The organism is Treponema sp. UBA753, from assembly GCF_002297325.1.
Classification (GTDB): Bacteria; Spirochaetota; Spirochaetia; order Treponematales; family Treponemataceae; genus Treponema_D.
The window spans coordinates 465-8,151 of record NZ_DBKJ01000111.1 but is presented as its reverse complement, the minus strand read 5'-3'; the positions used below and the strand labels follow the sequence as shown (position 1 = coordinate 8,151).

The following is a 7,687-nucleotide window of genomic DNA, read 5'->3' as shown; positions in this document are numbered from 1 at the left end:
CTTTTGTACGCGAATAAAGAGTTCCATCAAGCATATAAATTTGCTCGCCCGGAACTGCGGTTACACGCTTTACAAGAGGGTCGGCTTTTATTTCGCCATGCTCGTCAGTGTTTGTCTTTAAAAGTGTAAGGCTGCACATATAAATAAACTGGCTGAAAAAAGTTTTCACTTCATTTTCGCGGTCGCTTCCGTAATGCGGATTTCTAAAAACAACAATGTCGCCTCTTTTATATTTTTGAAGATAAGGGAAACCTGCGTTGCTAAGCGGAAACTTCGGACCGGCAAGAGATTTAAAAACAACAACCCTGTCTTTTACAAGGAAAGTCGGAACCATGCTTTCTGACGGAATTTCGTAAAGCTGAAAAATAAAAATATTCAAAAGCATGATTGTAAAGACAGCCTGGAAAAGCGCGTCAATCCATTCAAGAATTTCAACAGCAACACGCTTTATTCCCTTTGGCTTTTTGTAAGGATTCGCCTTTAAAAATTCAGCCCAGCCGGAATCAAGAGACGCAATCCGTTTTTCAGCAAGAAAATACTGCGCCAAAAGTGCAAGAACAAGAATCACAATCCAAGCAAAAGCACACAAAAAATCAAAGGCAGCAGAAAATCCAAATTTTCCAGAACGCTGAATAACAAAAGCTGTTATAAAAACAAAAGGCTCGTACTGAAAAACACGGCGCACAGAATTCAAGTGGCGCACTGATTTATTTTTTACAAGCTCAACGTATGAAGCAAAATAAAGAAGAACAGTAAATCCTGCGGAAATAGGAAAAGCCACGGCGGAAATGTCCAAATGCATATAAAGACATAGAACAGAAAAAATTGCCGCACAAATTAAATTCAGTTTTATAATCAACGAAAAATTTTTCATGCAGATATTCTATCACAAAACAAAATCCGTTGCCACAAATTTACTGCATGAAAAATTTTCATCGCCATTCCCCTGCAAATTCATTGTCTTGTTTCATAGGGATTACCGGGTCAAGCCCGATAATGACAACATGGGATTAATAATGGCATTCCTTTTATTTTTCGTACTTTTTCAAGGCCTCTTCTTTTTCGTGGATTTTTTCTTTAAGCTCATTTATTGAAGAAAGTTTTTCAGAAACAACGAGAGAATCTTTTGAAATTGAAATTCCGTCTTCCGCAAGCTGATCCGCAACAGCCTGTCCAAGCTCCTGATATTTTTTTTCAAGGCGGTTTTTAAGCTGAACAATATCAATTTTGTTAACGGACTTGTCGCCAAATTCACTTATTGCAGAGCCAGCTGTTTTCAAGCCTTTTTTAGAAGCTTCAACACCTTTGTCAAGATACTGCTTTAAAGTTTTTGCAAATATCTTTTTGCCAGCAGCAGTTTCTTCTTTTTTTTCATTGATTTCTTCTGACATTTTTCGCCTCCGGTTTATTTCAATATATTCTATTGTAATTGCCATTCTCCATATTCGTCAATAAGTTCAGTCTTAAAACTAGGCATTGGATGCCACGAAATTGCAAAAGTTATATACGGATGATAATCATAAGTTTTTGCGCCGTTTCCATTTGTAACAAGACGAGGCTTAAAGGAAATTGAGCCTGTCATATCCCAGTCGTGCAAATTTCTTGTAATGCTGACCTTTAAAGTCTTTAGCTTGAACCCAGAAGAACGTCTGTTAAGCTGGTCTGAGTCATAAAACTGACCGTCGCCCCAGAAAGCAAAAGAATTCCACAAGTCAACAAACATATTTTCTTCGCCGGAAATAACACTGTCGTATTTTGTGAATCTTTGGAAATATCGGAAAATAACATTGTTTTGAGTTTCCGCACTGAACGAAAGTTCAAACGCTTCGTGGATTTTAAAAGTCAAAGACGGAACAAATCTAAAATAGCTGTTTGTTGGACGAACGCAGTCATAGACAATCCCAGCCGTAAGAGATGGCGCCCAAGTAATTCGTTTTTTCCAATACTTGAAATTTTTTCCGGAAGTTGAATACGCAAGGCTCAATGTGTAAGGAACAAACTTCTTGTCTTCTTTTGCAATCCAGCCTTCGCTTGAATCAAAATCGTAGCAAGTCGTATACTGCATTATGTACGACAACTGAAAATCATTCCAAGAAAAAGAAAGCTTCATTGAATCCGAACGTTTTTCTTCCATTTCGTAATTAAAGGATTCTGAAAATAAAAGTTTTCCGCTAAAAAATTTCAGTGTGGCAGACTGCTTAAAAGGATTCCAAATGAAATTGTCTGTATCTTCATTTTCCTGCTTTATCCCGACTTCCGCAGAAAGGCTTGCATAAGGAAAAGAAAAAGATGCGTTTAAAGTGTACTCGTCAAGCTGCGGCGGAAGATTTGAAGTCAATGTGAGCGACTGCGAAAAATCATCGGATTCTTTTGCGGCAAGTTTTGCGCTCACTGTATGAGAAGTTACAGTTTCTTCGTCAGTGAGTTTCATAACTGCATATTCCCATTCAGGCTTTTCAGCGTCTCCAATAAATTCTGTCTTTATAATTTTTATAGAAGAGTTCCAAGCAATACTTGAATCCTTGAACACGTCAGAATAAGCAAATGGATTTATAGAAAAAGTATTGTCATTTACCAAATCCATTTTTTTAGCTTTGTAATCAGAAAGCTTTACCGAATTTTTTGAAGACTCGGAAGTATAGCCATCAAGATTTGGATGGGTCTGATAAATAGGATTAAATGTAAAATCATTTTTTGAATAAACAAAAGGATTTCTAAACCCCAGCTCGCTTGAAATTGTAGTAGGAATTTTTATCTGATAATAAGTTGAATAAAAATTTCCCCATTCAAAATCAGAAGGCTCAAGCAAGTCAGAAGAATTATAGTTGATTTGAGATGTAAACTGCGGAACTATCGAGTAGCCAAGTTTGTATTCAATTCCCTTTACATCAATAATATTTTCTTTTGGCTTTGGCGCAAGTTCCTGTATAGAAAAAGCAAGCGCATCATCTTTTTCTTTCTCTGATTTTTTTTGCGTCCCATCTTTTGTTTCTGAATTTTGTGAATTGGCTTCTTTTTGCTTTTGACTTTTTAAGTCTTCTGGAATTTCAAGTTCTATTGGAAATGAAGGCGGATCAAATTTCTCATAAACTTTTTCAAATGGATATTTAAAAATCGTCCCTTCAATTTTTGCTGCGATTTTAAATGGAACAACTTGCGACGGATAAAAAAACGAACGCTCAGGGCTGTAAGTGCGCCAGTCAATTGCGGCAGAAGAAAAATCAGAATCAGTTCTGGACTTAGAATTAAATGAAATATCCGCCGACAAATTTGTAATAGACAAAGTTGAAATAAACGGCTTTACAAAATTCGGAAGCGGAACAGAATAAGAAGCGTTTGCTGTCCATTCAAATGAAGATGTCTGCGAAGAAGTATCTTCTGTGTCACTATCATCAGTTTTTGTCTGGCCCAAAAGAAAATTTATCCAGTCAAGATATTCAGATCTCTTTTCAAAATCTTCCGTAAAAAACGGATCGCTGTAAACAGGCATGGAAAGGCTCAATGAAAACGGTTTTTTTATGGAAGCGCTTAACTTGCCGCTATAACGAAACGGAGCTTCAACTCCAAGAAAATTAGACTTGTCTTTTTCAATTTTTCCGTCTGAAGAATAAGGAGTATATTTTCCACCTGAATAAAAAACTGTATTTGTAAACGCAAGCTGAGCTCCGGCTTCAATCGAAGAAATGTAGTCCGAAGAAGTCGGCTTGTAAACGCCAGAAAGTCCAGTTGAAAATCCAAGGTTCGCATAGTAGTCAGCCATAAACTTTAAATAGCTTGAAGCATCTCCTTTAAAATTCTCGTCCAGATTGTGCAAAACAAGACCTTCCCTCTTTTGCTCTTTTAAAGTTGAAGGGCGCATAAAGTTGAAGATTCCAGCCGCAAGATCGTCATCAGAAGAAGTGTCAGAATCTTGCAAAGGTTTTCTTCCAATCAAATAAGTTGTAGTCTGAAAATAATATCCAAACCTCTCGTCATATCCAAACGCTGGGTTAAACAAAAGCTCATCCTTTGGATAATAAAAAGCCGGAAGATATAAAACTGGAAATTTCCCAACGTAGACAACCGCATTCAAAAACGCAAACTCTCCTCCGGGAAGAAGCCAAATTCTTGAAGCCTTTACTTTCCAATGAGGATCTTCATCATCGCAAAAAGTAAGCGCGGCATTTTTAAATGCAACAGAGCCAGAAGAATCTCTGCCAAAAATTTCAGAAGCGACAATCATCGTTGAGCCGGACGGAAGCTTCAAAGCTCCGCTTCCTGCATTGAAAATTCTTCCATTGTCAAACACGCCTTCCAAAGTGCTTGTGTTAAGCAAAACTGTTGAAGCAGAAATGTCCTGTTCGTCGCCACTTGTGCTAGATTTTAAAATGCGCACGTTTCCTTTTGCATAAAGCATTTGTGTTGAACGATTAAAAGTTACATCGTCAGCTTTTATTTCTGTCTTTGATTTTTCTTTTTCAACAGAAAGCTTTACGTTTCCAGAAAGGTGAATTTCATCTTCGCTTGTATTTTCATTTTTTTTGTATTCTGAATAGTTTGCGCTTATGATTGTTACAACTGTAACTTCGCTTTGAGAAAACGCAGGCTTAAATAAAAAAAACAAAAAAAGTAAAAAAAGAGCAGTTTTTTTTCCGAATGATGAAAGCAAAAAAAACATTTTTTACAAAAGCCTGTCTCTTTCTTTTTCGCGTTCAAGAAGCTGGGAAACATATTTTCCTGTATAGCTTTCTTTTGACTTTGCAACTTCTTCTGGAGTTCCTGTCGCAATAACAGAACCGCCGCCGCTTCCGCCTTCAGGACCAAGGTCAATTAAATAGTCCGCCTGGCAAATAACGTCAAGGTTATGCTCAATCATCACAACAGAATTTCCTTTGTCAACAAGTTTTTGAATAACGCTCATAAGCTGCTTTATGTCAACAAAGTGAAGTCCGGTCGTAGGCTCATCTAAAATATATAAAGTTTTTCCAGTTGAAGGACGCGAAAGTTCAGACGCAAGTTTTACACGCTGAGCTTCTCCTCCGCTCAAAGTAAGCGCATTCTGCCCAAGCTGAATATAACCAAGACCAACGCTTTTTAAAGTTTCAAGTTTTCTTGCGATATGCGGAATTCCAGAAAAGAAATCGGATGCCTCTTCAATTGTCATGTCAAGAACATCGCTTATGGATTTTCCTTTGTAAAGAATGTCCAAAGTTTCCTGATTGAATCTCTTTCCGTGACAGACATCGCATGGAATAAAAACATCAGGAAGAAAATTCATTTCAATCGTCAAAGTTCCAGCACCCTGGCAAGCCTCGCATCTTCCGCCTTTTACATTGAAAGAAAAACGTCCGCTCTTGTAGCCTTTTGCCTTTGCTTCCGGAATGCTTGCGTAAAGCTCGCGGATTTTATCGAATACACCAATGTAAGTTACAGGATTGCTCCGTGGAGTTCTTCCAATAGGGCTTTGGTCTATGCTGATTACTTTGTCAATATTTTCCAAGCCTGAAATTTTTTTGTAAGAACCAACAGGAAGCTCGCTCTTCATAATTTTATTGCTTATTGCAGGAAACAAAACGTCATTCAGCAAAGTTGATTTTCCGCTGCCAGAAACTCCAGTTATGCAAGTAAAAGTTCCAAGAGGAATTTCAACGCTCACATTTTTCAAGTTGTGCTCTGTAACATTTTGAATTTTTATAAAGTTTCCGTTTCCAGTTCTTCTTAGCTTTGGAATTTCCATTCTGATTTTTCCGGCAAGGTACTGGCCAGTAAGACTTTCTGGAATTTTCATAACTTCCTGAGGCGTTCCTGATGCCATGATTTTTCCGCCGTGAACGCCAGCTCCAGGACCAATGTCAACAAGATAATCCGCCGTAAGCAAAGTCTGCTCGTCATGCTCAACAACAATCACCGTATTGCCAAGATTTCTAAGATACAAAAGAGAATCAATGAGCCGCTGATTGTCCCGCTGATGCAAACCGATTGAAGGTTCGTCCAAAATATACATAACCCCGGTAAGTCCTGAGCCAATCTGTGTTGAAAGCCTTATGCGCTGCGCCTCGCCTCCGCTTAAAGTTGCAGCCGAACGCTGAAGCGTAAGATATTCAAGTCCAACATTTTTCAAGAACGAAAGACGCGATTTTATTTCCTTTAAGATTTGCGCGGAAATCTTTTCTTCTGTTTCTGAAAGATTTAATTTTTCAAAGAAGTCTATAGTTTCTGTAACAGAAAACTCGGTCAAGTCCCAGATGTTTTTTCCGCCAACAGTAACGCCAAGCGATTCCGGGCGAAGACGTTTTCCGTGGCAGGACGCGCACTCTTTATGCGACATAAATTTTTCAAGAGATTCCCTTGCGTTTTCTCCCCAAGCTTCATTGTAGCGGCGGCGTAAGTCACCGAAAATTCCAAGCCACGGACGGTTGTAAGAACTTGTTCCTTCGCCGCTTTGTTTTTTGTAAATCCACTTTATGTTTTTCTGTGCATCTCCGTTCCACAAAAAATCGCTTTGCTTCTTTGTAAGATCTTTGAGAGGAGTTTCAAGAGTAAAACCCGCTTCATTTGCAACAGCTTCAAACATCGCATGGTTCCAGGAACTTTCCGGATTGTAAGCCTGAATTCCGTACTCATTGAACGAAAGGGAAGAATCCGGCGCAATTAAATTTTTGTCGTATTCCATTTTTTCGCCAAGACCAGTGCAGTCGGGGCAAGCTCCAAACGGATTGTTAAAAGAGAACATTCTAGGCTGAAGTTCTGGAATAGAAATTCCGCAGTCAGGGCAGGCATTCTTCTGTGAAAAGAAAACTTCCTCTTCTATAAAATCTGCGGCAGAATCAACTGACTTTCCTTTTGCAGAAAGCTCATGCACAACATTTTCATAAGCCTCGTCTGTCTTATTTACGCGGCGCAAAACTATTATAACTCCATTTGAACTTTGAAGCGCAGTTTCAACAGAATCGGCAAGACGTTTTCTAATTTCAGGCTTTAAAACTATGCGGTCAACAACAATTTCAATTGTGTGCTTTTTTTGCTTATCCAGTTTTATGGAATCCTCAAGCTCCACCATAAGACCGTCGATTCTAGCGCGCGCAAAGCCTGATTTTTTTGCATCGTCAATAACTTTTTGATGCTCGCCTTTTTTTCCGCGGATAACAGGAGAAAGAATTGTAAGCTTAGTTCCCTGCGACCAGGAAAGAATTGTTTCTATAATCTGGTCAACTGACTGCTCCTTGATTTCCCGGCCGCAATTCGGACAGTGGGCTTTTCCGATTCTTGCATACAAAAGACGGTAATAGTCATAGATTTCTGTTACAGTTCCAACAGTTGAACGCGGATTTTTATGGGTTGTCTTCTGTTCAATTGAAATCGCAGGAGAAAGCCCCGTAATCAAATCTACATCCGGCTTGTCCATTCTTCCAAGAAACTGCCTTGCATAAGAAGAAAGGCTTTCCATATATCTGCGCTGGCCTTCAGCAAAAAGAGTATCAAATGCAAGTGATGATTTTCCGCTGCCAGAAAGTCCGCTTATGGCAACTAGCTTATTGCGCGGAATTTCAACACTGATATTCTTTAAGTTATGCTCGCGCGCACCTTGAATTACAATTTTCTCATCGTTGAATGCGTTCATAGTCTTTTATTATAGAAGAAAAGCAGACAAATGAAAATGCCTGCATAAGTTCAAGCCAGGGCAAACGCATTATAAATAATTTAAGTA

4 protein-coding genes are annotated in these 7,687 nt (G+C 38.7%); all 4 read right to left on the bottom strand.

The features are described from left to right. Positions 1–874, bottom strand: an 874-nt coding sequence (gene lepB, locus B4C08_RS09035; protein WP_296664647.1) for a signal peptidase I, incomplete at its 3' end; no start/stop codon positions are given. 154 nt (positions 875–1,028) lie between these two features. Further along, positions 1,029–1,391: a hypothetical protein gene (locus B4C08_RS09030; protein WP_295799353.1), complete on the bottom strand. Its 363-nt coding sequence runs from the start codon at positions 1,389–1,391 to the stop codon at positions 1,029–1,031. A 29-nt stretch (positions 1,392–1,420) separates the two neighbouring features. Then, positions 1,421–4,603 carry a hypothetical protein gene (locus B4C08_RS09025; protein WP_296664644.1) on the bottom strand — a complete coding sequence of 1,061 codons (3,183 nt, stop codon included), beginning with the start codon at positions 4,601–4,603 and terminating at the stop codon, positions 1,421–1,423. Between the two features lie 57 nt (positions 4,604–4,660). Continuing rightward, on the bottom strand, positions 4,661–7,600 hold the full coding sequence (gene uvrA / locus B4C08_RS09020; protein WP_296664642.1) for an excinuclease ABC subunit UvrA: 2,940 nt from the start codon (positions 7,598–7,600) through the stop codon (positions 4,661–4,663). Between the last annotated feature and the right edge of the window lie 87 nt (positions 7,601–7,687).

Coding starts and splice junctions, on each gene's coding strand:
- B4C08_RS09030 (WP_295799353.1), bottom strand. CDS start 1,391: ATGTCAGAAGAAATCAATGAAAAAAAAGAAGAAACTGCTGCTGGCAAA.
- uvrA (WP_296664642.1), bottom strand. CDS start 7,600: ATGAACGCATTCAACGATGAGAAAATTGTAATTCAAGGTGCGCGCGAG.